At 36.3% G+C, this 23,584-nt stretch carries 23 protein-coding genes and 1 tRNA gene; 8 read left to right on the top strand and 16 right to left on the bottom strand.

Annotated elements, in window-relative coordinates; translation table 11 throughout:
- The 7 genes from O5640_RS07440 to mazG all read right to left on the bottom strand — a co-directional run bounded on the left by O5640_RS07440 (window position 1) and on the right by mazG (window position 8,380).
- Window positions 1–642: a 7-carboxy-7-deazaguanine synthase QueE gene (locus O5640_RS07440; protein WP_269611753.1), complete on the bottom strand. Its 642-nt coding sequence runs from the start codon at window positions 640–642 to the stop codon at window positions 1–3.
- Window positions 643–2,310 carry a CTP synthase gene (locus O5640_RS07435; protein WP_269611752.1) on the bottom strand — a complete coding sequence of 556 codons (1,668 nt, stop codon included), beginning with the start codon at window positions 2,308–2,310 and terminating at the stop codon, window positions 643–645.
- Between the two features lie 103 nt (window positions 2,311–2,413).
- Window positions 2,414–4,234, bottom strand: coding sequence for an aspartate--tRNA ligase (gene aspS, locus O5640_RS07430; RefSeq protein WP_269611751.1), 1,821 nt, complete (start codon window positions 4,232–4,234; stop codon window positions 2,414–2,416).
- 74 nt (window positions 4,235–4,308) lie between these two features.
- On the bottom strand, window positions 4,309–5,427 hold the full coding sequence (gene gcvT / locus O5640_RS07425) for a glycine cleavage system aminomethyltransferase GcvT (RefSeq protein ID WP_269611750.1): 1,119 nt from the start codon (window positions 5,425–5,427) through the stop codon (window positions 4,309–4,311).
- A gap of 367 nt (window positions 5,428–5,794) precedes the next feature.
- Entirely contained in the window at window positions 5,795–6,694 is a 900-nt protein-coding gene (gene speB, locus O5640_RS07420; protein WP_269611749.1) for an agmatinase, read from the bottom strand.
- The gene (gene speE, locus O5640_RS07415; protein WP_269611748.1) at window positions 6,691–7,557 is read right to left on the bottom strand and encodes a polyamine aminopropyltransferase; all 867 of its coding nucleotides are present in this window, start codon (window positions 7,555–7,557) and stop codon (window positions 6,691–6,693) included. Before speE ends, speB begins: the two co-directional genes overlap by 4 nt.
- 10 nt (window positions 7,558–7,567) lie before the next feature.
- Window positions 7,568–8,380: a nucleoside triphosphate pyrophosphohydrolase gene (gene mazG / locus O5640_RS07410; protein ID WP_269611747.1), complete on the bottom strand. Its 813-nt coding sequence runs from the start codon at window positions 8,378–8,380 to the stop codon at window positions 7,568–7,570.
- Window positions 8,381–8,521: 141 nt separating this feature from the next.
- Between mazG and O5640_RS07405 the strand changes: the two genes are divergently transcribed.
- Window positions 8,522–8,593: transfer RNA gene (locus O5640_RS07405), tRNA-Val, on the top strand.
- A 22-nt stretch (window positions 8,594–8,615) separates the two neighbouring features.
- Window positions 8,616–8,966: an AIR synthase gene (locus O5640_RS07400; RefSeq protein ID WP_269611746.1), complete on the top strand. Its 351-nt coding sequence runs from the start codon at window positions 8,616–8,618 to the stop codon at window positions 8,964–8,966.
- Window positions 8,967–8,993: 27 nt separating this feature from the next.
- Here the strand turns inward: O5640_RS07400 and O5640_RS07395 are convergent, their stop codons facing one another.
- On the bottom strand, window positions 8,994–9,245 hold the full coding sequence (locus O5640_RS07395) for a hypothetical protein (RefSeq protein ID WP_269611744.1): 252 nt from the start codon (window positions 9,243–9,245) through the stop codon (window positions 8,994–8,996).
- 63 nt (window positions 9,246–9,308) lie between these two features.
- Here O5640_RS07395 and O5640_RS07390 point away from each other — a divergent pair, with 63 nt between their 5' ends.
- The 3 genes from O5640_RS07390 to O5640_RS07380 all read left to right on the top strand — a co-directional run bounded on the left by O5640_RS07390 (window position 9,309) and on the right by O5640_RS07380 (window position 13,275).
- Window positions 9,309–9,764 carry a protein phosphatase gene (locus O5640_RS07390; RefSeq protein ID WP_269613823.1) on the top strand — a complete coding sequence of 152 codons (456 nt, stop codon included), beginning with the start codon at window positions 9,309–9,311 and terminating at the stop codon, window positions 9,762–9,764.
- 73 nt (window positions 9,765–9,837) lie between these two features.
- Window positions 9,838–12,639 (top strand): valine--tRNA ligase, encoded by a 2,802-nt coding sequence (locus O5640_RS07385; RefSeq protein WP_269611743.1) that lies wholly within the window; start codon window positions 9,838–9,840, stop codon window positions 12,637–12,639.
- A 12-nt stretch (window positions 12,640–12,651) separates the two neighbouring features.
- Window positions 12,652–13,275 carry a TVP38/TMEM64 family protein gene (locus tag O5640_RS07380; protein WP_269611742.1) on the top strand — a complete coding sequence of 208 codons (624 nt, stop codon included), beginning with the start codon at window positions 12,652–12,654 and terminating at the stop codon, window positions 13,273–13,275.
- On the opposite strand, the gene O5640_RS07375 is transcribed toward O5640_RS07380, so the two are convergent.
- Genes O5640_RS07375 through O5640_RS07365 form a run of 3 tightly spaced genes read right to left on the bottom strand, consistent with a single transcriptional unit; the run spans window position 13,272 to window position 15,963 of the window.
- On the bottom strand, window positions 13,272–13,430 hold the full coding sequence (locus O5640_RS07375) for a hypothetical protein (RefSeq protein ID WP_269611741.1): 159 nt from the start codon (window positions 13,428–13,430) through the stop codon (window positions 13,272–13,274). The two genes, O5640_RS07380 and O5640_RS07375, sit on opposite strands and share 4 nt — an antisense overlap.
- Before the next feature lie 19 nt (window positions 13,431–13,449).
- Window positions 13,450–15,522: an NAD-dependent DNA ligase LigA gene (gene ligA / locus O5640_RS07370; protein WP_269611739.1), complete on the bottom strand. Its 2,073-nt coding sequence runs from the start codon at window positions 15,520–15,522 to the stop codon at window positions 13,450–13,452.
- Window positions 15,523–15,540: 18 nt separating this feature from the next.
- Window positions 15,541–15,963: a hypothetical protein gene (locus O5640_RS07365; protein WP_269611738.1), complete on the bottom strand. Its 423-nt coding sequence runs from the start codon at window positions 15,961–15,963 to the stop codon at window positions 15,541–15,543.
- 118 nt (window positions 15,964–16,081) lie between these two features.
- Here O5640_RS07365 and O5640_RS07360 point away from each other — a divergent pair, with 118 nt between their 5' ends.
- Complete coding sequence (locus tag O5640_RS07360; RefSeq protein ID WP_269611736.1) at window positions 16,082–16,633, top strand: SprT family zinc-dependent metalloprotease; 552 nt, start codon at window positions 16,082–16,084, stop codon at window positions 16,631–16,633.
- 89 nt (window positions 16,634–16,722) lie between these two features.
- Window positions 16,723–17,256, top strand: coding sequence for an RNA helicase (locus O5640_RS07355; RefSeq protein WP_269611735.1), 534 nt, complete (start codon window positions 16,723–16,725; stop codon window positions 17,254–17,256).
- 5 nt (window positions 17,257–17,261) lie between these two features.
- Here the strand turns inward: O5640_RS07355 and O5640_RS07350 are convergent, their stop codons facing one another.
- The 5 genes from O5640_RS07350 to O5640_RS07330 are packed head-to-tail and all read right to left on the bottom strand — an operon-like array spanning window position 17,262 to window position 22,765.
- The gene (locus O5640_RS07350; protein WP_269611734.1) at window positions 17,262–17,849 is read right to left on the bottom strand and encodes a chorismate lyase; all 588 of its coding nucleotides are present in this window, start codon (window positions 17,847–17,849) and stop codon (window positions 17,262–17,264) included.
- A gap of 5 nt (window positions 17,850–17,854) precedes the next feature.
- Window positions 17,855–19,825: a tRNA uridine-5-carboxymethylaminomethyl(34) synthesis enzyme MnmG gene (gene mnmG / locus O5640_RS07345; RefSeq protein ID WP_269611733.1), complete on the bottom strand. Its 1,971-nt coding sequence runs from the start codon at window positions 19,823–19,825 to the stop codon at window positions 17,855–17,857.
- A 33-nt stretch (window positions 19,826–19,858) separates the two neighbouring features.
- On the bottom strand, window positions 19,859–21,277 hold the full coding sequence (gene dnaB / locus O5640_RS07340; protein ID WP_269611731.1) for a replicative DNA helicase: 1,419 nt from the start codon (window positions 21,275–21,277) through the stop codon (window positions 19,859–19,861).
- Between the two features lie 57 nt (window positions 21,278–21,334).
- On the bottom strand, window positions 21,335–21,793 hold the full coding sequence (rplI, locus tag O5640_RS07335) for a 50S ribosomal protein L9 (protein WP_038654773.1): 459 nt from the start codon (window positions 21,791–21,793) through the stop codon (window positions 21,335–21,337).
- A gap of 42 nt (window positions 21,794–21,835) precedes the next feature.
- Window positions 21,836–22,765 carry an acyl-CoA desaturase gene (locus tag O5640_RS07330; RefSeq protein ID WP_269611730.1) on the bottom strand — a complete coding sequence of 310 codons (930 nt, stop codon included), beginning with the start codon at window positions 22,763–22,765 and terminating at the stop codon, window positions 21,836–21,838.
- 79 nt (window positions 22,766–22,844) lie between these two features.
- Here O5640_RS07330 and O5640_RS07325 point away from each other — a divergent pair, with 79 nt between their 5' ends.
- Window positions 22,845–23,579 (top strand): hypothetical protein, encoded by a 735-nt coding sequence (locus tag O5640_RS07325; RefSeq protein WP_269611729.1) that lies wholly within the window; start codon window positions 22,845–22,847, stop codon window positions 23,577–23,579.
- The last annotated feature ends 5 nt before the right edge of the window (window positions 23,580–23,584 follow it).

Here is a 23,584-nt window from a genome sequence, read left to right as displayed (position 1 = left end):
TTAGAGTACACCTAGCCATTTGTGAGTTTGCATACTTAATCTCCAATCAGGATTGTTTTTTACAAACTTGATTGCGAGTGTTTGCCCCTCTTCATTTTCCCATCCTGCTTGCAAAAATAATTGAGGTTTAATGTTTCCATTGTTTTTTATTAAATCATTCATTTTTTTAGCAAAAAGTATATCTTCAGCGTTCTGTATAACAACTTTTAATTCTTGGCATGACAAGAGGTTATCAAGGCGTGGAGGAGAATGCCGTTTAGGAGATAATGTTATCCAATCTGGGTTGCCACTCAATCTATCTACGCCACTGGTTTCGAGATGAATTGGAATAGATTTTTTCTCTAGGATGAGTGTAGACTTTCTAATTTCACTGCATAGATGATCTAAATTATGATGTAATGGCTCACCCCCAGTGATTACAACAAAAGCTGCACCTTCTTTTTGGGCTTTAGCTGTGCTAATTGATAAATCTATTAAACTTTTTTGTGGATGATGTTCGGAATTCCATGAATTTTTCGTATCACACCAAGGACATCCAACTTTACAACTAGCTAATCTAATGAAGTAAGCGCTTCTACCAGCATGTTCTCCTTCTCCTTGTAGAGAATGAAAACATTCCACTACTGGTAGAGAGGCTTCCATTTATTGCTGTTCCAGAGATTTTTTTTCAATAATTTTTGATTGTGGATTGAATGCCTCATGTGGTGAGGATGGTACGCGTAATTGTGCCGCTTGAATCAAGCCACTAAATAAAGGGTGTGGTTTCCCTGGCCTAGAGAGAAATTCTGGATGATATTGACACGCAATAAAAAACGGATGATTTTTTAATTCTATTAGTTCTACCAACCGACCATCAGGTGAAGTACCACTAATTACATAGCCTGATTCCATAAGTAGAGTCCTATATGAATTATTGAACTCATAACGATGTCTATGCCTTTCGTAAACAACTTCTTCGTTGTATAAAGTTTGCCCAGTTGTGTTGTTTAGAAGTCTACAAGGATATACACCTAATCTCATTGTTCCTCCTAGATCAACTACATCTTGTTGTTCTGGTAGTAAATGAATTACAGGGTGTTTTGAATTTGGATCTAGTTCGGCGCTAGATGCATCTTCTAAACCAGCTAAATTGCGAGCCCATTCAATGACAGCACATTGCATACCTAAGCAAAGTCCAAGAAAAGGAACTCTTTGCTCTCTTGCCCATCTGATAGCAGCTATTTTTCCATTTACCCCACGGTTACCAAAACCTCCAGGAACGACAATTGCGTCCATTCCCTGAAGTAGTTTTTCTGCTCCCTCTGATTCGATGTTTTCCGCATTGACCCAGTGAAGATTTAAAGATGCATCTTGCGAGATACACGCATGACGTAATGCTTCAACTACTGATAAGTAGGCATCATTTAATTGTACATATTTGCCAACTAATGCAACTTTGACAGAAGGACCTGGATTGCGCAATTTATGGACTAATTGTTCCCAGTCTTTTAAATCACTTTCATGATCATTCAGATCCAAGCAATCTAAGATTTCCCTACAAAGTCCTTCATCTTTGAGAGCTAATGGTACTGAGTAAATACTGTCAGCATCAAGAGATGCTATAACTGCATCAGATTTAACTCCACAGAAACCCCCTATTTTATTTTTTAAATCATTATTAATGGGCCTATCACTGCGACAGACTAAAACATCTGGCTGAATACCTATTGAACGTAATTCTTTTACTGAGTGCTGTGTTGGCTTGGTTTTTATTTCTCCAGATGTACCGATGTAAGGCAATAATGTGACGTGAACATACACAACATCGTTTCTTTTTACATCCCCTTTAAATTCTCTTATTGCCTCCAGAAAAGGTAGAGATTCAATATCTCCAACTGTTCCTCCAATTTCTGATATCACTACATCTGCACCACTATTGTCTGCTACACGTTTAATTCTTTCGCGAATTTCACGAGTGATGTGGGGGATGACTTGAACTGTTCTTCCGTCATAGTCACCTCTTCTCTCTTTATTTATTACAGCTTGATAAATGGAACCTGTCGTGACACTATTTAGTCTTGACATTGCAGTATCTGTGAAGCGCTCATAATGCCCAAGGTCTAAATCAGTTTCAGCACCGTCTTCAGTTACAAAAACCTCTCCATGTTGAAAAGGACTCATCGTTCCTGGATCAACATTTAAATATGGGTCAAGCTTCAAAATCGAAACACTGTACCCTTTTGATTTTAGTAGTCTGCCAAGACTTGCGGCAACAATTCCTTTGCCAATGCTTGAAACTACTCCACCAGTGACGAAAACAAATTTTGCCATTTACTTTTCAATCATTCTTTAACCTACCTTGATCCGGCTAAACGCCAAGAAATTTACATATTTTCTCTTTAGGATAATGTTTTTAACGCTAATTTCTATCAATTCAATCAGGTTCTATCCATGTAGAAGCTATATGGAGGTCTTCTAATTGTTTGTTTTCCACGTTTGCAGGGGCTTTAGCCATAGAACAACGAGCTTGTTGTGTTTTTGGAAAAGCAATAGTGTCTCTAATTGAATCTTCATTGGCTAAGAGCATTACTATTCTGTCCAGTCCAAATGCAATCCCACCATGCGGAGGAGCACCCATTGCAAGTGCATCAATTAAAAAACCGAATTGGTCTTCTGCCTCATTTTTAGATATACCAATTACTTCTAGTACGGTTTTTTGAAGTTCTGAGTTGTGAATTCGTAGAGATCCTCCACCAATTTCTAATCCATTAAGCACTAGATCATACGCTTGAGCATTTGACTTGGGTAATCTATCTTTCCATAATTTTTCTGATTCACCAATATCTTCAGGCTTCGGAGCACAGAAAGGATGATGAATCGCTTCCAGACGATTTTCATCAGAATTGAATTCAAACATAGGAAAATCTGTGACCCAAAGAAAATTCCAATATGTTTTTAAATCGTTGTCGGAAATGATTTTTAGATCTTGAGCTATAAATTGGCGAACTCTATCTAAGGTTGCATTTACAATATTTGTGGGTCCTGCACCAAAAAGGATTAGATCACCAGCTTGTGCTTCGGTTTTCGATAGGAGATCTTTTATTTGAGAGGGAGTTAAATTATCTTTTATGGCTCCAATAGTATCGACTTCTTCATTTTCTCTAACTCTAATAAATGCAAGACCGCCAGCGCCAGCCTTTTGGGCTTCGCTAAAAATATCTCCACCTGGTTTTATTCTTACATTACTAATCAAATTATTTCCATTCTCAATGGTGATGCATTTGACGCATCCACCAGAAGAAATAGCATTTGAAAACACTTTAAATCCACTTTTAGAAAATAAATCACTTGTGTTGACAAGTTCCATTCCATATCGAGTATCAGGTCTGTCAGTTCCAAACCGATCCATAGCCTCTTGCCAAGTCATCCTTGGAAATGGAGTAGGGAGATCAATCCCTTTAATTTTTTTCCAGATATTTACAATCAATTTCTCATTTAACGCAATTATTTCTTTTTCCTCCATAAAACTCATTTCAATATCTAATTGAGTAAATTCTGGTTGTCTGTCTGCCCGTAAATCCTCATCACGAAAACATCGTGCAACTTGGTAGTAACGCTCAATGCCACCAACCATCAATAATTGTTTGAATAATTGTGGTGATTGCGGTAATGCAAAAAATTCGCCACCGCATACACGTGAGGGGACTAAGTAATCTCTTGCTCCTTCAGGAGTTGATCGAGTCAAAATAGGTGTTTCAACTTCTATAAATCCTTCGTTTTCAAGAAAACTTCTAGCCGCTTTAACTGTGTTATGTCTCAATCGAAGATTTTTATTCATTCTCTCTCTTCTTAGATCCAAATATCTATGCCTCAGCCTTGTTTCTTCTTTAACACTCTCTTCATCGTGAATTGAAACTGAGAATGGGAGTGTACTAGTAACTGCATTCAGAATTTTTATATTTTCAGCTAAAACTTCTACTTCACCGGTTGGGATTTTTGTATTAATAGCTTCTTCAGGTCTTGCTCTTACTAATCCATTGATGTGAAGTACAGTCTCATTTCTAAGACTTTCAGCGATGTTAAAAAGATCTTGACCTTGATCTGGATCAACTGTTATTTGAATTGTTCCAGAGCGGTCTCTTAGATCAATAAAAATTACTCCGCCATGATCTCTCCTTCGATCAACCCAACCACATAGTTGAACATTTGCGCCAATTGCGGAAGCTCGTAATTCTCCACAAGTCTTATTGCGCATGAAATTCTCAATCATCATGAATAATGAGTTTCCCACAAAGACCGGCTTTTATGCACGACACAGTTTCTACTTGCTCAAAAACCTTTTCTGTAGAAAGGCCTCTTTACGATGATTGCAGGATGTTTTTTCCCTCTAATTTCTACTTCTAATTGAGTATTTATTTTTGCAATTTCGCTAGGCACATATGCAAGAGCTAAAGGTTCTTTCAATGTTGGAGACCAAGTTCCGCTAGTTACTTGCCCTACATTTTCGCTGTTGTATAAAACTGGATATCCTTTTCTTGCGATTCCTTTATCTTGGACTTTAATACCAACAAGTTTTTTCCGCGTTCCTTCTTGGGCCTGCTTTTCTAGAGCTCTCCTACCTATAAAATCATTAGGCATTTCTAAATGAACTAACCAACCTAAGCCAGCTTCAAAGGGAGTGGTGTCTAAGTTGATATCGTTGCCATATAAATGCATAGAAGCCTCTAATCGGAGAGTATCTCTTGCTCCTAGCCCGCATGGAGTAACGCCCGATGCAATTAGATTCTTCCAGATGGACTTAGCTGTTTCTGGAGATGATAAAAATTCGAAACCTTCTTCTCCTGTATACCCAGTTCGCGCAATAAAAATTGATTCTTCTGAGTTGATTAGATTGGGATTAGAGGTAATAGTTCTGTGACCAAAACGTGGCAAATCGGATAAAGGCTCTTGGAGAATTTTCTCAAATGTATGAATTGATTCTGGACCTTGGATGGCAATTAATGCACCTTCAGGCATGAATTCGGAAATTGTGATTTCTTTTTTTGAAAGATTTAAATTTAACCATTCAATGTCTGATTCTTTTCTTGCCGCATTAATAACCAGAAGTATGCTTTCTTCATTTGTTTCTAAAATTCCTTGATCATAAATGATTAGATCGTCTTGAATTCCTCCATTTTCTTTTAAAAAAACTGTATAACACGCTTCACCAGCTCCTATTCGAAACACGTCTGAAGGAACTAAATTTTGTAATGCGCTCTTGATATTTTTACCTTTTACTTGAACAACACCCATATGAGATATGTCGAACATTCCAACATTTTTTCTTACTGCATTGTGTTCTTCTATTAACCCAGAAAAACTAACAGGCATTTCCCAATTTGCAAAAGGGACCATTTTACCCCCTAATTTTTTACATTCTTCGTAAAGAGGAGTTTGCAGTAATTTCATTTTTTGCGGAACGTTAAAAGAAATTCACTTTTAAAAACGTGAACCCATAAGAATTTCTAGAACTAAATTTAATGCTTTGTGGCTCGATCCGGAAAGTTTTACTACTCTATGAGTCTTGGGTTAAGACTTGATGACTCTAAAAAGATCTTGCATGAGCTGTAATCAGTGTGTTTCAAGTCATTTTGATTCATGCTCTTGGTGCAAACTTAGAAAGATAAAAATACATTCTGAGATTTCTTCATTTGTTTCTTGTGGCCATTGGATCAAAAAAGAACCTTATCTCTCTAAGATTTCTGAAAGATCTTTTGATCAACAACTTGATTTTGGAAAGGTATTAGTTACAGATAAGAATTAAAGTCAAATTTTTTTAGGGTGATTTGTCCAATAACATAATTAATGAACGTATAACTTTTGCAGCAAGGATGCTACTAATACCAGTGTTATCTAATTTGGGAGATAATTCGACTACATCAGCACCAATTAAGTTATGAGATTTAATGACATCTATTATTGCTGCAAAATCTCCCCAGAAATAGCCTCCTGGCTCGGGAGTGCCTGTTCCAGGCATTATTGATGGATCAAACCAATCTAAATCAAACGTTAAATAGATTGGTGTTCCTTTAAAACTTTTTAGAGCTTCTTCTAAAGATTTTGCATTCGCTCCCAAAGTATGTTGAATCAATCTTTTAGTATTATGCATTTCAAGAAATTCTGATTTTGTTCCACTTCTTATTCCTATTTGAAAGATCTTATTGCTCGGTAGTATTTCTAAACATCTTTTCATAGTACATGCATGACTAAATTGACTACCTAACCATTCATCTCTAAGGTCTGCATGAGCATCTAATTGAAGCATAATTAATTCAGGATAATGAGTAACTATTGATTTAATAACCCCACTTGTTATTGAATGCTCTCCACCAATAATAAGAGGTTTTAAATTCTTTTTAAGTAAAATATCTATAGCATCTCTTATATAATCAAGTGTTAACTTTGCATCTCCAATGGGAACATCTAATGAACCAACATCAGCAAATTTTATATCTTCTAAATCTAAATTTAATTGCGGACAATATGTTTCAATTCCATAACTATCTTCCCTAACAGCAGAAGGACCAAATCTTGCACCAGGTCTAAAGCAACAAGTTCCATCATAAGGAACTCCTAATAGCGACACTCTGCATTGATCGATCCCTCTTTGCGCAGCCATAAATATTGCACCATCGTTATTAAATAGTGATAGATCTTTTAGGTTGGATTTGGTCATGTTTTTGCGAACTCCCTTTCTATGAATGCAGGAATAGTGTTAAATGCACCTTGTTGCCATCGTTGGCTCCAAATCTGACAATTTTTGGAGATCTCTTCTACGCGACTTTTTTTTGGATACATATATTTTGGCTTTTCCATAGATGCGAATGTCCAGCTCCACAAACCGCTTGGGTATATGGATACAGATCCATACATTGGATCTGCGTAGTCAAAAATTTCACGAAGAACTTTGACAATATTTATATGAATTTCCTGAAAAGATTCTGGCGATTCACTTTGTGTTGCTAAAACCCCTCCTGGTTTAAGTATTCGTTGGCAATCTTTGAGAAAAGAATTGCTGAATAACCCTTTGGCCGGTCCAACAGGATCTGCGCCATCAATAATAATCACATCATATGAATTCTCTTTTATATGTTTTACCCAATCAATTCCATTCTTGATTTGTAAATGCAATCTTGAGTCAGACCATGCATTTCCTCCAATAGTAGGTAAATACTTTTTACTTAATTCAATAACTTTTATATCGATTTCAACTAAATCGATAGACTTAACCTCTTTATATTTTAAGCATTCTTTTGCACTACCCCCATCTCCTCCTCCAATAATTAGAATATTATCTATTTGATTGGAAGAACATAATGCAGGATGAATAAGACATTCGTGATAATACTTTTCAGACTTTTCTGCTGTCATCCAACAATCATCAAGTAATAGTGCCTTGCCATATCTTTTGCTTTCAAAGATGGTAATTTTTTGGAAAGTACTAGACTCCTCTAGTATTAATTTTCCCAGTAATCCATACCTTACTCCTTGATGATATTCGTCAAGCCATTCTAAGGTTGTGTTTAGTTGATTATTCATAATTATGATATTAATGATTGAGATTAATCTTTGCTAATTTCCAGTATTTTTCTAACTTCTTTTTTGATTGGGAATGTAATTCGCCCTCTATATTTTCTTCAATGTACTTTAACCGCTCTAAGAATCTTTTATTAGTTTTTGCTAATCCTTCCTCAATAGATATTTTATGCCATCTTGCAATATTTATTAATGTAAACAATACGTCTCCTATCTCAGCTTCAGCATAAGAGGTTTTGTCTTTTTTTAGTGCATCTTTTAACTCTTCTAATTCTTCATACAATTTATCCCAAATTTGATCACTTTTTTCCCATTCGAATCCGTTTTTTGAAGCTTTTTTAGAAATAATGAGTGCTGCTTGTGTTGCAGGGTGAGGTCTTATCTTTACTCTTAATCGGTCACTAATTGGAGTTTTTGAGTTATTTAATGGTCTTTCTTTATTTTTGATTTTTTCCCATGAGTACTCCACTTCTTTTATACTTACTTTTCCTTTTTTTTGAAATACATGTGGATGCCTGCGAATTAGCTTTTCTGTGATTATGTCAATGATATCTCCCATATCAAATAAGTTTTTTTCTTTTCCTATTTGAGCATGTAAAATTATTTGTAATAAGAGATCTCCAAGCTCTTCTTTTAATTCGTTAGGATTTTCTTCTCGTATTGCGTGAGCAACTTCATATGCTTCCTCTAAAACATATGGGATCAACGAAAGATGAGTTTGCTTGAGATCCCAAGGACAACCATTGATTGGATCTCGTAGGTCTGAAACTACTTCAAGGAGTTTATTGATTTTTTTGTCTAAATTTATTTGTTTTGTGTTTGTCATTTTTAGTTGTCCTGAGAGAGCTGTAACGAAGCTCATAAAACGATTTTTTTTGAATCGTTGATTTAATTATGATTAATTCTCAGCAACAGAGCAGCTTGAGGTATAAAGTACATGAATTAGTCTAATGACTAAAAGTTGTATGGGCGATTAGCTCAGCGGTAGAGCGCCTGCCTTACAAGCAGGATGTCCCTGGTTCGAACCCTGGATCGCCCATCTAGAGACTATTCTTTAATTTATGCAAAATGGTCCTGGACTAAAAATTTCAACAACAGCAGTAGCAGAGTTAAATAGGCAAGCTGCTTTTACTGGAACACCAGGAGTTATGCATATTGATCTACTGGATGATAAGTGTGGAGAGGGATGGAAATTTATAAGAATTAGGCCAGGGAAAAATGATGGTGTTCCTCTCGCTAGAGCTGATGGGATTACTTTGTATGCTCGCCAAGATCAAGTCCTATTTTTTCAAGGTCTAAAGCTGAATTATTTTGGTGATTTAAGTGGAGGTGGATTTCTAATTAGCACGCCGAAAGGAGCAGAAGCTTCTCCATGTGGATCAGGCTTTAGAAAACTTTCAAAAGCTCAATAATTTCTGAAAACAATTTAGAGAAATACTCTAGTCTTCTGGAAACAAGATTGAAGAGAGTTCCTCAGAATCAACTTCATAGACGCGAGCTAAACTTGTTTCAATGGCACTAGTTACTTCGCCCGGTAAGAATCTCATAGCATTTAAAGCATCATCCGATATTTCTTCTGTAAGCAACTTTTCCTTACTGTTTAATTTTTCATCGTTGATTACAGCAATTACCCAGCTTTGATATGCGTAGACAAGATCGGAGAACTCAAGTTCAGGGTCGTTCAGATCCATGACAAATAAACAGATAATGAACAATAAACACTAGTTTGGCTGTAGTTGGAGAAAATGTCTTCTATGGAACAAATATTTCGCACTTCTATTCAAGCAAAAGCATTTGAATTTGCATTGTTGGAATTAATTTATAGTAAGCGAGATAGCTTTCAGCCACTGTGGAGCGTCGATAGCTGGGTTAAATTTTTAATCTGGTTAAGTTTAAATTGTGGGCTTTCTGGAGACAAAGAAAGCTTGGAATTGTTTGCGCAAGCTATGGGCTCTCCCTTAACAAGTCGAATGAGAAAAATATTTTTTGAAAGAGCTTTGGAAGATTTGTCATTACATGTGATGGCTGACCCTGCAGAAGCGCAGGTTTTGATAATGCCCATAACTATGAAGAAGGAGATTGATGATAACGATATAGTTCAAGCCTTACAAACGATAGGTTTAAGTGAAAAGGTTTCTTTATCTTCGGCTTCATGGGAAAGGCATGACTCAATAGTTTCGATCCCTTGGAACGTGAAAAGTGACATTTGAATTTAGGAAAAGCAAGAATGATGTAAAACTTTTGTCGGGAATGAGTAAATTAAATTAAACACATTTTTTTTCTGTGATCGAGCGGGCAAAAACTACAAAATTATCTGAAGACTCAGGGCTTCCTAAAACATATGATCCAGTTGGTACTGAAAATCGCTGGCAGAAAGCTTGGGAAGAAAAAGGAGCCTTTGAACCTGATCCATCAGCTCCTGGAGACCCGTTCTCCGTAGTTATTCCTCCCCCAAATGTCACAGGTAGTCTTCATATGGGGCATGCTTTTAATACTGCCTTAATCGATACAGTTGTCAGGTATAAGAGATTAAAAGGAAAAAATGTTCTTTGTCTTCCAGGAACAGACCATGCCTCAATTGCGGTTCAAACTATTCTCGAGAGACAACTAAAGGAAGAAGGCAAAAATCGTCGTGATCTTGGTAGAGCTGTCTTTTTGGAAAAAGCTTGGGAGTGGAAAGAAAAAAGTGGTGGAAGAATTGTTGATCAATTAAAGCGTTTAGGATATTCCGTAGACTGGAGCAGAGAGAGATTTACTTTGGATGAGGGCCTGAGTAAAGCTGTTTCCGAGGCATTTGTTCGTTTATATGAAAAAGGATTGATATATCGAGGAGAATATTTAGTGAATTGGTGCCCTGCCTCTGGTTCGGCTGTTAGTGATTTAGAAGTTGAAATGAAAGAAGTAGATGGACATCTATGGCATTTTCGATATCCGTTAGTCACATCATCTGTATCAAGTGCGAAACAAATTCGTTACTTAGAAGTAGCGACTACACGTCCTGAGACGATGCTTGGTGATGTCGCAGTTGCTGTGAATCCATCAGATGAAAGGTATAAAGATCTTATAGGGGAGCAAATTACTTTGCCTCTCGTTGGCAGAACTATTCCCATTATTGGAGACCCTCATGTAGATAAAGATTTTGGAACTGGATGTGTCAAAGTTACTCCAGCTCATGATCCTAATGATTTTGAGATAGGTCAGAGACATGACTTACCTCAAATAACAGTCATGACTAAAAAAGGAACAATGAATCACAATGCAGGTCAATTTGAAGGCTTGGATCGTTTTGAGGCTCGTGAAGCTGTTATTGATTCTTTAAAGGAGATTGGTCTTTTAACGAAAATAGAAGCTTATAAACATAGTGTCCCTTTTTCTGACAGAGGGAAAGTACCAGTAGAGCCATTGTTGTCAACTCAGTGGTTTGTCAAAATGGATCCTTTAGCAAATAGTTGTTCTGAATTTTTTGAGAAAGGACAACCAAAATTTATTCCTAATAGATGGTCAAAAGTTTATCGAGATTGGTTAACTGATATCAGAGATTGGTGTATTAGTAGACAATTATGGTGGGGACATCGCATTCCGGCTTGGTTTGTGATTAGTCAAACAGATAATAAAGTTGTTAATGAAACACCATATATTGTCGCTAGAACAGAAGATGAAGCTAAGAAATTAGCACGTGAAAAATATGGAGATTCAGTCAAAATTGAGCAAGATGAAGATGTTCTAGATACATGGTTCTCTAGCGGATTATGGCCTTTCTCCACATTAGGTTGGCCTGATGAAACTCATCCTGATTTTCAATGTTGGTATCCCACCAATACCCTAGTTACTGGCTTTGACATTATTTTCTTTTGGGTAGCAAGAATGACAATGATGGCTGGAGTCTTTACGGAGAGGATGCCATTTTCTGACGTTTATATACATGGACTTGTTAGAGATGAGCAGAATCGAAAGATGAGTAAGAGTGCAGGAAATGGTATTGATCCTTTATTACTAATAGAAAGATATGGAACAGATGCTTTGAGGTTTGCTCTTGTTCGTGAAGTTGCCGGTGCTGGACAAGATATACGTCTTGACTTTGATCGTAAAAATCAAACTTCAGCAACGGTTGAGGCCTCTAGAAATTTTGCTAATAAGCTTTGGAATGCAACTAGATTTGCTCTTATCAATCTTGAGGGTCAAGATTTTGAAAATTTGGAGAAATATGATTTATCGAAGTTGCAATTAGCAGACAAGTGGATTTTATCAAGACTTGCTCGAGTCAATCGTGAGACTATTAATCGATATGAAAATTATGCTTTAGGAGAGGCAGCTAAGGGATTATATGAATTTGCTTGGAATGATTTTTGTGACTGGTATTTAGAACTAATCAAACGTCGATTGAATACTTCAGAAAATTTTTCTCCTGATGAATTATTAGATCAAAAAATAGCGAAAAGTATCTTATACAAAGTGTTAAGTGATCTTTTGATTATGCTTCATCCTCTAATGCCTCATTTAACAGAGGAGCTTTGGCATGGATTAACTGGTTTAGCTGAGGATCAATTTCTAGCTTTGCAGCCTTGGCCAAAATTAAATGAACAAGACTTGAATATTGATTTAGAGAGTTCTTTCTCTGATTTATTTGCATCTATCAGATTGATTCGCAATCTAAGAGCGGTTGCTGGGTTGAAACCCTCTCAAAAAGTTCCTGTCATGTTGGTCTCTGGTAAGGAGGTTTTGCAAAATACTCTAAAAACATCAATCAATGATATTGCTGTTTTGACTAAGGCTAAGGAAGTCCAAATATTATCTCCTGAGGAAGCAAAATCATTACCTTCTATGAAAGCTTTAGCCGGTGTAAGTGGAGAGCTAGAAGTGGTTCTTCCTATTGAAGGATTGATAGATATAGCTTCTTTACGATCAAGGCTTGAAAAAGATTTAAATAAAGCACAAAAGGAAATAGAAAGTCTCTCTGGACGTCTAGCAAATAAAAATTTTGTTGATAAAGCGCCTAAAGAGGTTGTTGAGGAATGCAGAGCAAACTTAACGGAGTCAGAAGCGCAAGTCCGTCTAGTCAAAGAGCGTCTAATGGGATTGGATTGAACTCTCTTAACTATGTCTAACAACTTAGAAACTCTGGTTAATAATTTAATTCCTTTTTTAAGTAGCCCTTTTGGAATTTTGGTTTTTGCTTTGGTGTATGTTTTTTGGGTGTCTTGTTTGTTGCCAGGCTCATGGCTTTCCATGTTGTCTGGCTTCCTTTATGGCACCTGGCTTGGAAGTTCGGTGGTTTTTGTGGGAGCTTTTATTGGAGCTCATCTAACTTTTTATTTAGGGAGAACTTTTTTAAAAGAATGGGCTCGAAAAAAGGTCTCTAATTTTCCAAAAGTTCAAATAATGGAGAAAGCTGTTAAACGTGAGGGTCTCAAAGTCATTCTTCTCACAAGACTTTCTCCTCTTTTTCCATTTGGCTTACTTAATTTTACATATGGCTTGAGTGAGGTAAAAGTTCGTGATTTTAGTCTTGGAATGATTGGTATATTACCTGGCACAATTTTATATTGCAGCTTAGGTTCCTTAGCACTCAAAGTTTCAAATTTTGGTGCAGTACTCTCAGGAAGATCTGATACTAGTTCATTTATTTGGAGCTTAATTAGTATTTTAGCGACTATTTTAGTTGTTATTTTAGTTTTACGTTCAACAAGAAAACTCAATCAGGATTCTCAATCATTAGATTAATCATCAGCTTTTAACTTCCAATCTTCAATCGCTGCAAATACGATAAACCAATAAAGTCTTATGCGATTAAAGATACCTTTTTTAGAAGCAAGGATTTCATATTTTGCGCGTCCACATTCTGTTTTGATTAAAGAAAAGATTAGATTCTTATCCATTTTTAAATTCTAATCATTTTTATAATAATAGCTTAAATTCAGTTTCGTTAATTATTTTTACTCCAAGCTCTTCTGCTTTTTTTAATTTACTCCCCGCTTTTTCTCCTGATAATAAGAAATCAGTTTTTTTACTAATTGAAGAGCTGACTTTTCCTCCAGCACTTTCTATTAATTCTTTTGCTTCATCTCTTGTAAGCGAATCTAAAGTTCCTGTTAAGACAAAAACTTTACCATGAAAAATATTGGATTGGTTTGAATTGTAGTTTGACTCTGAATTCTCTTTTAGAGAAAATCCAATTGCTTTTAATTCTTTAATTAAAGTTTGATTATTCGAATCATCAAACCACTTAATTATTGCATCTTTCATCTCATTTCCGAATCCATAAATATTGGATATATTTTCAGGTGCCTCCTTCGCAATAGTATTAAGTTCCTCGATACTATGAAAGTTTGTTGAAAGAGACTTAGCATTCGCTTCTCCTATGTGAGGTATCCCTAAACCGTAGAGCTGTTTGTGCCAATTTTTGTTTTTAGATTCGTTAATTTCTATTAGTAAATTCTTTGCAGATTTTTCACCAAATCTTTCAAGTTTTAAAAGAGAATTAATTTCAAGTTTGTATAAATCTGCGATTGACTTTACATATCCTTCATTGACTAATTGATTAATAATCTTTTCACCTAATCCTTCTATCTTCATTGACCCTTTACTGACCCAATGACGCAAAAGACCTTTTAATTTTGCTGGGCATATAGAATTAATGCATTTCGTTATTGCTTCGTTCTCTTCTTGAATTAACTCGGAGTCACATGCTGGACAGTTTTGAGGAAATTTTACTAATTTTGCATCAACTGTTCTAAATTCTTTTATAACTCTAATAACTTCAGGAATTATTTCGCCAGCTTTTCGCACAATTATGGTGTCATCATAATGAAGATCTAAAGATGCAAGTCTGTTTGCATTATGAAGAGTTGCACGATTCACAGATGTTCCTGCAAGCTCAATAGATTCAAACTCTGCTACTGGTGTAACAGCACCAGAGCGACCTACTTGGAAAATTAATTGTTTTAACTTAGTCGCTTTCTCTTCTGCCGGATATTTAACAGCTATGGCCCATCTTGGAGCTTTATGTGTAGATCCTAGGATGTTTTGTATATCAAATTTATCTATTTTTACTACTATTCCATCAGTGGGATAATCTAAAGAATCTTTTTCAATTTCCCAATACTTGTAATAGGCATTCGCTTCATTTAAGTTTTTTTTTGTTTCATAAGTAGTATTAACTTTAAAACCAATACTTTTTAAAAACTCAAGTGATTCAGATTGAGAATTTGGTTTTTTCAAATTGCTATCATTTGGCTCCCAATTTTCTGGTAAATAAAGACTATATGCGAAGAAGTCAAGTTTTCTAGATGCAACTATTTTGGGATCTAATTGTCTTAATGTTCCTGCACAAGAGTTTCTAGGATTTGCGAAGAGTGGTTGATCAGTATTTTTTCTCTCAATATTGATTTTATCAAATATATTATTAGGCATGAATGCTTCTCCTCTAATTTCAATCCAAGAAGGTGGATTTTTTAATAATAAACGTAAAGGAATTGTAGAAATTGTTCTGATATTAGTAGTGATATCTTCTCCACTTTTTCCATCTCCACGAGTTGCTGCTCTAGTTAAAATTCCATTTTCATATCTTAGTGAAATAGCGTTTCCATCTATTTTTAATTCACATATTAGTTCTGGATTATCAACTTTCTTAACATTTTTATTTTCTGAACTTATTAATTTTCTGGTCCTTGCGTACCATGCTTCTAATTCATTTATGTTAAAAGCATTGTCTAGGCTTAAAAGAGGAATATTGTGCTCAATATTTTTGAATCCTTTAGAAGGAATTCCTCCTAATCTTTGGGAAGGGCTATCATCAGTAATTAAAGACGGGTGGATATTTTCAATATCAATTAATTCTCGATATAGTTGATCATAAACAGCGTCATCTATCTCTGGTGCATCTAATACATAGTAGGAGTAATTTGCTTTATTGAGTAAAGCTCTAAGCTCTTTTGCACGTTCAAAATGTTGATTCAAGTTTGAATTCACTTCTTACATTTAGCTTCATTATGTATTTGCTTTCGCAATACGATCTATTTGCCAATTTTCGTTGATTTTTATAAAAGTGAAGTCCAGCGGCATTTCATTTTTCTTATCTTCTGATTTCAAACTTAGTGTGAGCATTATTTGATTGTCTTCTATCCTTGGACGCCCTGACTTCAAGTTTCTATATCGATTTAATTGCAAGCTACCCAAAAATTTGATGAAGTCTTGTCTATTGACATGTGTTTTATAAGCTTTTGTGGTAAGTCTATAGGCTCCATCTATTCGTCCAGCTGCAATCTGATCAAAAAACTTTTTCACAAGAGGATTTATGCCTCTAGCACTTATAACGAGCTTAATTGCGTTAAATGTCCAAAAAAGGAGAAGTGCGCCAACTCCAACCAAGAGAGCTTTTAATCCAATTGCTTTGATAAGAGCACTATCCATTTTTTTAATTCCGTTTAGTTAAAGATTCTGACTTATTAGCCATTAGATTAGCTTGTTTGTTATTGATAGTCAGACAGAATGTTATCGGAATAATAATGCTAATGAGCTCTCGACATCAATGTCTTTAATACCTGTTTTACCATTATTTATTGAATTAAACAGGCAATATTTTCAGAACTCTTTGTTCGAGAATGGAGTTCCAAGAGTCTCTGTTCGTTGGAGTGATGGCCGCATGCGCACTACGGCTGGGATCTATAGAAGTAAAACGAATTTCTTAGGAGTTAAAGCTAGTGAAATAATACTGTCTAGACCGGTATTGGAGAATCTTCCCCAAAAGGCATTGAAGAGTACCTTGTGCCACGAAATGATTCATGCCTGGATAGATCTTGTCCTGAAAGTTGAAGAGGCTCACGGGCCTCATTTTCATAAACGTATGGCAGAGATCAATTCTGTTCAAACTGATTTTCAAGTAACAATTCGACACTCGTTCCCAATCTCAAAACGAATTCCCAAATGGGTGGCAACTTGCCCTTCTTGTAAAAAAAGTTTTAGTTATCAACGAATTGTTAAAGGCGCTGCCTGTCGCAGTTGTTGTAATAATTATTTTGGAGGGCGATGGGATCAAAAATGCGTACTTGAATTTCAACTTTTTTCAATAAGTAATAAATAATCTTTTTTAATGAGCTTTTATTTGAATTCTTGAATAATTTCATCTTTACGGAGATTCACTTGTTGCTTTGAAAGCGTTAAATTTAAAAGATGAGCTCATATAAAAATCGTAATCAAATTCGTCAGCGATCTCGAGCACCCCTTGATCGCAGAATGGATAAGTGGATACAAACTGGAAAACAGGTTGTAGATGGTGTTGCAGGTAATCGCCCTGGTCAAAGAAGGCGAGGGTGGCAAGATCAAGATACTTCGCCAAATTTCGAAAAAGTTGGTCGTTGGATGGAAGAGAAAATTGATTGGTTTTTTGAGGATGATGACGATTGGTTGGATAATGCAGATTTAGATGATGAACCGTTTCAGGAAAGCATAAACAATATAAAAAGACCCTTAAGTGCGATTTCCTTAAGAGCCCCTAAAGCTTTACCACCTCAGATTGAAGAAAGGAGAAATAATTCAGATGAACTGGATGAATGGCCAGATGATCAATCTTTTAAATTAAATAAGTGGGAAAGAAAAGATAATTTAATTAAGCAAAATGCACCGGATTTCAACGATTCTTTTCTAGATGAACGAACTCCTCAAAAAAGAAAAAACATACCAAGATCTAGTCGAAGAAAGTACTGATTTTCTCAAAAAGCCTTCCTTGGTATTGGTCCTAGCCATTTTTCTAACTTTGGGCTAAAAACTTCTCTGATTACTGTTAATTCTTTTTGTTGACGAAAAAATCGGTAATGCCTGCTCCAAAAAGGACCTTCTTCATTGAATTCTAATTTCAGCCAATTGGCATTGACTAAACTCAATCCATCTACCTCTCTGAAAAGTTCTGAGCGACCTTGTGTGAGGCTTTTCCAGATAGGTTGATCCTTGTTGCGCAGATGTGTTTCTGCTTCTTGATAATTCCACCAGCTTTCAGCCCATGCCAGGGTTAAGTCTCCGCATGTCAGCCAAACTTGTCTTCGTATTAAGGGTGGTTCTAACTCATTGACTTCTTCTGGTACACCAATTTCATTATTATTTTCCATTGCCATAGAAATAACTTTTATGGCAACTTCATGACCTGTTAAGAGCTTGAGATGTCTTGTTGGGCTGCCGTCACCCAATAGCATTAACTGCCAAGCTCCAGAAAGCTTATAATTCCCTCTTCCTGAAAGAACACTTTCTTTCGATGCTTTCCAAATCACTTCAGGCGAGGGTAATTGAGATTGACGTGAATTCACTATTATTAATTTGTTATTTGAAGTGAGTCTTTTCTTTCATCTTTTTTCATTTGCTCGATTTTCAACCAAACGAGAAGTGCAGTTAGATCAGCTTTGCTCACGCCTGGAAGTTGAGCAGCATGTCCAAGGCTTTTGGGCTGAGAAATGGTTAATTTTTCCCTCGCTTCTTTAGATAGTGTTTCTATATTATTGTAGTTTAAATTTTTTGGTAATAACTTTTTACTTTGCTGTTTTATTTGATTTATTTGAGATTTTTGTCTTTCTAAATAACCACTATATTTAATATCTATCTCAACTCCTTCTTCAACATCTAAAGGAATACTTTGAGTTGTTAAATTATACTTAATTAAGTCTTTATAGTGAATATTTGTTCTTCTAAGAAAATTTGCTAGGGTTAATGATCCTTTTATCGGCGTTCCAGTTGTAGAATATATCTTCTTTGCACACTGATCACTTTCTTTAATTCGCTCTTTCTCTAGTCTTTCTTTCTCTTGAGTGATTAATTGTTGCTTAGCATTAAATATTTTCCATCTTCTTTCATCAATTAAACCTAATTTATAACCTAGTGGAGTCAACCTCCTATCAGCATTATCACCCCTTAGGATTAATCTATACTCACTTCTACTAGTTAATACTCTATATGGTTCTTTTAGATCTTTTGTAACTAAATCGTCAATCATAGTTCCTATATAACTACTTTCTCTTTCAAAAATAATTCCTTCTTTTTTGTTGACCAATCTTGCAGCATTTAAACCTGCTACTAAACCTTGAGCAGCAGCTTCTTCATATCCTGTTGTTCCATTTAGTTGACCTGCACTATATAAGCCACTTATTCTTTTTGTCTCTAATGTCGCTTCTAATTGTGTTGCTGGAATGTAGTCATATTCAACTGCATAAGCAGGTCTAAGCATTACGCATTTTGCTAAGCCTGGTAGAGTCCTTAAAAGTTCTAATTGTAAGTTTTCGGGAAGTCCAGTTGAAAAACCTTGTACATACATTTCTGGAGTATCTCTACCTTCGGGTTCCAAGAAGATTTGGTGTGAATCTTTATCAGCAAAACGTACAATTTTATCTTCAATAGATGGACAATATCTGGGACCTTTACTATCAATAAAACCTCCATAAATAGGTGTTAAATGAAGATTGTTTTTAATAAGTTGGTGAGTTTCTTGTGTTGTTCGAGTGATATGGCAACTCATTTGTTCTCCACTTTTCCACGACAGAGGATCAAAAGAAAAGAATTTATCTGAAGCATCGCTCAATTGCTCATCTAGGCAGTCAAGATCAATAGTTCGTCTATCGACGCGTGCAGGGGTTCCTGTTTTTAAACGATCAGTAGTAAAGCCTAACTTTTGCAATTCTTCAGTTAAGCCCTCAGAGGCTTGCTCACCTGCTCGACCTGCACTCATAGATTGATTCCCAATCCAAATTCTTCCTCCTAAAAAGGTTCCTGTTGTAAGTACAACTGCTTTGGCTTGAAAAACGCTTCCAAAATAGGTTTTAACTCCCTTTATAAATCCAATTCTCTCTTTCATGTCTCGTGTATTGTTTTCAATCTGATTGGGATAATGTTCGATTTCTAGTCCAGTAACCATTGCCTCTCTAATCTTTAAATTAGGGGTGTTTTGAAGGATTTTTAGCATTTCATGTGCATATAATCGCTTATCTGTTTGTGCTCTCAATGCTCTCACTGCAGGACCTCTGCTTGCGTTAAGGACCCTTTTTTGAAGAGCAGTTAAATCTGCTAATTTTCCAATTATTCCGCCTAAGGCATCAACTTCATGAACTAATTGACTTTTAGCTGGACCCCCGACAGCTGGGTTACAAGGTTGCCATGCAATTCGATCTAAATTAAGTGTAAATAAAGCAGTATTCAAACCTAATCTTGCTGAAGTCAGCGCAGCCTCGCAGCCTGCATGACCACCTCCGACAACGATTACGTCAAAACTTTCATTTGAAGATTGTTTAGTAATCATCTATTAAGCATTAGGACTTTAATTCTCGAACAATTAAGCAGCAAGATTTCTAAATCTAGTGAATTGGGGTTCAAAAAGTAATTTAACTGTTCCAACTGGCCCATTTCGGTGTTTTGTCACGATAACTTCTGTAATGCCTCTATCAGTAGTTTCTGGATTGTAATACTCATCCCTATAAATCATTAGAACCAAGTCCGCATCTTGTTCTATTGACCCAGATTCTCGTAGATCGCTTAGCATTGGTCTTTTATTGGTTCTTGATTCCACCCCTCTACTTAATTGAGATAAAGCGATGACAGGGACTTTAAGTTCTCTTGCCATACCTTTAAGACCTCGAGTGATTCTTGAGATTTCTTGAACTCGATTATCGGGTGAAGTACCTTCCATTAGTTGTAGATAATCAATAACAATTAGTCCAAGCTCTTTACCTTGTTCAGCAATGAGACGACGACATAAGGACCTCATCTCAAGAACACTTGAATTTGGTTTGTCGTCAATAAAGATTGGTAATTGACCAAGTGTATTAATACCTTGACCAAGTAATGGCCATTCATCTTGTTGCAACCGTCCTGTTCTTAATCGACTGCTTTCAATACCTACCTCGCTTGATAGCAGCCTGTAAGTTAGTTGCTCTTTACTCATCTCTAGACTGAATACACAAACAGGTAGGTCATGCAGTTGCGCTACGTTTTTAGCCAAATTAAGGACAATTGAAGTTTTTCCCATCGCTGGTCTTCCTGCCACAATTATTAGATCGCTCCTCTGAAGTCCTTGTGTCATTGCATCCAAATCGTAAAAATTAACCGGTATGCCTGCGACTGATGTACCAAGTGATCTACTTTCTATTTCATTGAACGTAGTTGTCAGAATTTCTGCAGTGGGTGTTAAACCTTTGGATGGTTGCTCTTGGCTAATAGCAAAAATCTTCTGTTCAGCTTGATCAATGGCTTCTTCCATGGGAAGACTTTGGTCAAAGCCTAATTTGATCACATCATTCCCAGATTTAATTAATTGTCTGCGCAGAAATTTATCGCTTATTAATTTGGCAACTTGTTCGATTGAAGCTGTAGATGTAACTCTTTCAACTAGTTCAACTAATCGGTTGTTGCCTCCCACTTTTTCTAAAGAATTTGTATCGGCAAGCCAAGCACTCATTGCTGTTAAATCTGTAGGCTTGCCTTGGCTATGAAGCATTAATGCAGTTCTATATATTTCTCGATGAGCAGATATGTAAAAAGCTTCAACTTGTAGCAAATCAGCTATTCGTCCTATCGCATCAGGATCCAATAAAATTCCACCAAGAACAGATTCTTCTGCTTCTAAATTTTGTGGTGGTATTTGGTCAGGTTGAGCTTCAAAACGAGGATTCTCAATCTTGGAATTGTTAAAAGCTCCAAAATCTCTAGCTTGTTTTGAAAAATCCCCATTGTTTGATGAGGGGGTGCTTATCATTTATTGCTTGATGGACAAGGACACCTACTTTGGCTTGTTCAGGCAAAGATGCAACTATTAGTAACTTGTAACTTCAAGGTTTATCTCAGCATTGACCTCGTTATGAAGCTTGATTTGCACTTTATATTTCCCAACACCATGTATCTCAGGGACAGATATGTCTCTACGATCTATATCTTTTTTAGTAGCTTCTTTTACAACTTCTGCTACATCTCCATTCGTCACTGTTCCAAATAAGACACCATCCTCTCCTACTTGTTTTTTGACAGTAAATCTTCCAATTGTTGTCAGAGCTGTTTGGAAATCAATAGCTTCTTGTTTTTTTGCTGCTTCTTTTTCTGCTTGTTTTGCTCTTCTGTGCTCAACTTGTTTTAAAACAGTTGGAGTAACTGGTAATGCTTTTTTGTTGGGTAATAAAAAGTTTCTTGCAAAACCAGGAGCAACCTCAACAAGGTCACCATCTTTGCCAAGACTTTTTATGTCTTCATTTAGAACTACTTGAACTCGCTTAGCCATGGATCGAAATAAATTAATTCTATTTAGTTGTTGTTAGTAATATTACGACGCGATAGGGAGTCTAATTTTTTTGGCTAAGCCAATTGCTTTCAAAAAGCGTATGTGTTGCCAAGTTAAATCTATTTGATTTCGTTGAAGACCATGCTTCGCTGAATTAGGAAAAGCATGATGATTATTGTGCCATCCTTCTCCAAATGTAAGTGCTGCCACCCATTTATTATTTTTGGAATTATCCCCACTCTCATATGCAATAGAACCCCAACAATGAGTTGCTGAATTAACTAGCCAAGTTATGTGATAAACAAAAACAAGTCTTAGAGGAATTCCCCATAGGACCATTGCCCATCCTCCAACACCAGCTGATTCGCCAATTAAATAAAGAGTCGCACCTAAAGGTATTTGCAAAAGTAAAAAATTTTTATTTAAGAAGCGATAGTAAGGATCTTTGATTAAATCTCCAGAAAGTCTTGGAACCGCTTTCATGGCCGGTACATCTTCAAACATCCATCCCATGTGACTCCACCAGAATCCTTTGTTACTGTCATGATGATCAGCTTCAGTATCGGAAAAAGTATGATGATGCCTATGAAGACCGACCCAATCAATCGGTCCATGTTGGCAACTTAATGCTCCACAAGTTGCAAAAAACCTTTCAAGCCATTTTGGAACTTGAAAAGAACGATGTGAAAGAAGGCGATGATATCCGGTTGTTACTCCCAGGCAAGCAGTTACCCAATACAAGAAAATAAATCCAGAAAACGCTAGCCAACTCCAGAATTGAGCTTGCAAGGTAAATATTGTTAGAGCATGTATCGTCAGCATAAATATGACTGTTCCCCATCTTTTTCTGGCCCTTTGGTTATGAATCCGTCTTGGTACATGCCCTTGGAGCTTCTTTGATGCAGCCATAGCTTTATCGGCAGCAACTGGTTTTTTTAATGGAGCCGAAGCCTCGATTAAACTAGAAACCATTAGTGATCCGTCTACTTGGTGTATATAATATATGATAAGGATCCTAATCAGGCCTATCTATCAATCTTGAACGTGATTTGTGACCTCTAGTTTTCGGGACCAATTGACTGCCGGTAGAAGGGCCATGGCTCATCTAGTGCATGTATGGCATGAGCGCAATGGCTGGTCTCATAAAGTTCTTCCTGCTTTGGCTGAATGCTTGGATCTAGGGAGAGTTCATAGTTCTCAAATCTCAAATTTACGAAATGGAAAACTGGTATCTCCAAGCCCTGAAGTATTTTTTGCTTTGGGGAGGGTAAATCAAGTACTTTCTCGCGGGTTAGAAAATATAGAAAGTCAAATATTGAGCGTTCATCCTGAGTTGCATAGATCGCTTCAAGAATCAGCAATCGCTGTTGAAGGAAATGATAATAATCCCCTTTCTGCAGGTGACTTTTTTGAGATTTTTGTTGGTTTAGCCTCCTTACCTGCCTCATTTGATTGGTTTATTGAGGAAGCTGAGGCCCCTGTTCTCAGTGCTGCTTTGGCTGATTATTTATGTAAAGGAAGGTCTTGGAGAATGTGTAGAGAACAAGTGATGTCAGCATATCCAGTAAGTAAAAAGCAACGAAGAGACAGATTTGAAGCAGTTATGGCGGGTTTAAAAGATTACACAGCAGAAGAACTTGATGGAGAATTGCTAGATTTACATGCAACAAATAAATTGTTAAATACAAATAATTTGCAAGGTGCAGATGACTTTTTGGAGAATCTTCGCCAAAGAGGCTTATTGCTGAAAGATCAAGAAAAATTAGAAATTATTTTTTCAGATTAATTTTA

Origin of the sequence: Prochlorococcus marinus str. MIT 0912 (genome assembly GCF_027359595.1) — a bacterium.
GTDB lineage: Bacteria > Cyanobacteriota > Cyanobacteriia > PCC-6307 > Cyanobiaceae > Prochlorococcus_B > Prochlorococcus_B marinus_C.
The sequence above is the reverse complement of the archived record's forward strand: the minus strand, read 5'-3'. Positions and strand labels throughout refer to the sequence as shown.